The sequence below is a fragment of the Paenibacillus sp. P4_A7 genome (assembly GCF_056402455.1).
The window spans coordinates 1-3,388 of sequence record NZ_JBFUHJ010000547.1; the positions used below are offsets into that span (position 1 = coordinate 1).

At 40.9% G+C, this 3,388-nt stretch carries 3 protein-coding genes; 2 read left to right on the forward strand and 1 reads right to left on the reverse strand.

What is annotated here, in order from left to right; genetic code table 11:
* On the forward strand, positions 1–989 hold a 989-nt coding region (locus AC1DWN_RS30725; RefSeq protein WP_477562655.1), incomplete at its 5' end, for a DUF4129 domain-containing protein.
* A gap of 74 nt (positions 990–1,063) precedes the next feature.
* On the opposite strand, the gene AC1DWN_RS30730 is transcribed toward AC1DWN_RS30725, so the two are convergent.
* A complete protein-coding gene (locus AC1DWN_RS30730; RefSeq protein ID WP_477562657.1) occupies positions 1,064–2,032 on the reverse strand; it encodes a YpdA family putative bacillithiol disulfide reductase in 969 nt (322 codons plus the stop codon).
* 342 nt (positions 2,033–2,374) lie between these two features.
* On the opposite strand from AC1DWN_RS30730, the gene AC1DWN_RS30735 reads away from it, so the two are divergent.
* On the forward strand, positions 2,375–2,914 hold the full coding sequence (locus tag AC1DWN_RS30735) for an ADP-heptose synthase (protein ID WP_477562656.1): 540 nt from the start codon (positions 2,375–2,377) through the stop codon (positions 2,912–2,914).
* Positions 2,915–3,388: the final 474 nt, after the last annotated feature.

Here is a 3,388-nt window from a genome sequence, read left to right on the forward strand (position 1 = left end):
GTTGGACAGAGACTTTTACAAATACTCGTATGCTAGTCGGCGTAATGATCTATGTTGCCGCACAGCCGATAAAGCTGGCTTTAGTGAAGGAATATGCAGATTATAACGGACTACTAATTGTATGCGGTATTGCTGCTGTTGTTTTATTTTTCTTTTTTGCAAATGAGAGACATTTGAACAACGAGACGATTGATACGGGAAAGTCACCCGCAACATTAGCCTTCAAAAGACAAAACCGGTTGATGATGATTATTGTAGTAGCTCTAATCAGTTTGATAGCGATGTTCCGTCAAATTCAACAAGCGATAGAACATTTCTTTTATTCCTTCATTCAAAAGCTTATGAGCTGGTTTAATCGTCCACAGGATAATCAATCGGTTGAGGAGCCTATAAGTCAACCGCCTCAAAACATGCTGCCAACTGAGGAGCAGAAGCCCCCAGCTGAATGGATGATATGGCTTGAACAGATTTTGAAAATAATTGCTATAGTGCTGGTCATCGCAGTCGTAGCCATTATCTTGTTCTTTGTTTTCAGAAAGTTATATCAGGTTACGAAAGCATTAGTAGCAAAGTTAATGCTGCGCGGTGCAGAAAATCGTAAGGGTGAGTCCGGATTTACCGATGAGGTTGAAAATTTAATGACATTAACAAACTTGAAAGAGCAAATGGGGAAGCAGCTAAAGAAGCTGTTACCTAAGAAGCGTGAGCATGGCCCAGAATGGAATGATCTGACTTCGAATGCGGAGAGAATACGTTTCTTATATACAAATTATGTTCGAGCAGATATGAAGCGGGGATATACGTTTCACACCAATCTGACTCCACGTGAGACGGCTGAAGATTTGGCAAAATGGACGGGTACAGGCAAGAGTAAAGAAGAAGTAAACGAGTTAATTGATGTTTATGAAACGGTACGATATGGCGAGAAGCAGCCTAGCGATAAGCTGGTTGCCTCTATTAAACAGAAAATCGAGCCGAAGCAATTGTAATGATTTAAAGTATTAGACAGTCACGTTGGGATTATTTCCTTCGGTGACTGTCTTTTTTTGATGATATGCTGTGTTTATTTCTTTTGTAAAATATGCTCAGCTATTATTCGTCCATGATAACGCCCTGATTCAATAAAGATTTCATTCGCTTCATGTCTGGATGCCACAACACCTGCAAGGTAAATGCCAGGCACATTCGTCTCCATGGTATCAGGTTGGAAGGTAGGATAGCCTTCTTCCTCTATGGTAATGCCTGTAAGTGTAAGGAATTTGCGGTCAGGATGAAAACCTGTCAGCGCAAGCACAAAATCGTTTGGTATACGCGTGTCACCTTCTGGGCCTTGAACGATAATATCATTATTTTCGATCGCGATAACTTTGGACCCAAATAGCATATCAATGTTGCCCTTGGCTACTTTACTCTCAAAGCCGGGTCTTACCCAAGGCTTAATGCTGGAAGAGTAATGATCACCTCTATAAACAACAGTTACTTTTGCACCAACTCGTTCCAGCTSTAAAGCGGCATCGATTGCAGAATTGCTTCCGCCAATGATAGCAACCTTCATACCGACATAGGGGTGAGACTCGCGGAAGAAGTGACTAACCTTCTCCGTATCCTCACCTGGAATGCCCAGCACATTTGGATGATCGAAATACCCGGTAGCTATAATCACATAACGGCTTTTGTATGTACGGTTTTGTCCGAATCGGTCTTCGCTTTTCAAAATGAATAGGTCATCCTCTGGCGTAATACTAGTGATAGCTTCATATGCTTGAATACGTACGTTATGACGTTGGGCGGCGGTGCGATAATAGTTTAACGCTTCCAACCTTGAGGGTTTATCATTTGCAGATGTAAAAGGTATATCTCCAATTTCTAGAAGCTCCGGCGTGCTGAAAAAATGCATGTAAGTTGGGTACTGTGATATGGAGTACACAATATTCCGTTTCTCTATGACAAGCGGGTTGAGTCCTATTTTCTTTAACTCAATGGCGGCAGCCAAGCCGCAAGGTCCCGCTCCAATTATTATGGCATCTTCTATTTGCACGATGTGTTCCCTCCTGAAAGTAAGTTGAAGCAAGCAAAACAAGCTCCGAGAATAGCATGACTTTACGCTCATTTTACTTCTATGTGGATGTGAAACGCAAATTTGGCGTTTGACTCTCTTGTACAGGCAAGGGATTATTGTATAATTAATAGGATACGCGCTATTATTACGAGGTAAGTTTTGCATTCGCAAAACTAAGATAATGCTTACGAGGTAAGTTTTGCATTCGCGAAACTAAGATAATGCTTACGAAGTAAGTTTTGCATTCGCAAAACTAAGATAATGCTTACGAAGTAAGTTTTGCATTCGCAAAACTTTAGAGGAGGAAAGAAACATATGCGGCGACGATTTGTTATTGAAGCGGTATTAGTAGCAACATATGGGCATCTTCTTGTACCGAGTCGTCCAATTGATTATATCGTGCCTTATTCATCCATTGCTGAGCTTTACGAGATGAGAGACGGAACCGATCCGGTCATGGACGATCCAGATGAAGATGGCCATGTTAAGGCGAAAATAATCGAGCTGATTACTTTTTTTGAAGATCCGTTGAACAGTAAAAAGATAGAAAAAGCGATGCAGGTGCCATGGCGTGAAAGTTCACCGCTTCTATTAAATGATACGATTCAGTTTACCGTTGTACATGCGGTCGATAATGCGCATTACGGTGAAATCTTTGACCCGATTGAAACGGAATTGCTGCTTACAGGACTGAAGCTGAAAGTACCATTGCTTTCAGATCAGTATGAATTTCAGGATAGGTTGATTGAAGCAGAGGTTCCGGTACAGGTGTACGATATTGAGGATTTTGAATTTGCGGTGGAGGAAGGCATATCCTCAAGTGATTTAAAATTGAATGAGACTGAACGTTTTTAATTCTTATTTTATTTTTGTAAAACCTATTGCACAATTATAGAAATAGGTGTTAATATTTGGATGTGTTGGAACGGAATTATGATTCGAAAAAAGAAAGGGGGGCTTATGAATGTTTGATAATACGTTCGTGTTGAAGGTTATTGGTACGCAGCAGCCTAGTGTTCTATTCGTTACGTTAAACCAAACATGCCATTCGGCCCTCCTTCGTGAGCAGACAACAACATAGTTATTATGTAGCTGTGTTATGTTGTTTTCTGTTTATACGAAGATCTTGAGCCTAATATGGCTTGAGGTCTTTTTTTGTTTCTTAGATGGAAAGGGGATGTCTTGTGAAAACGCTTTTACGATTGATGATTTATGTTAGACCCAGCGCAAAATGGGTGGTTACCGCAATTTCAATAATGGTGGTGGCTACAGTTCTCGACTTGATAGCGCCATGGGTTCTACGAGAAATATTTGATGAGGGCATAGGAG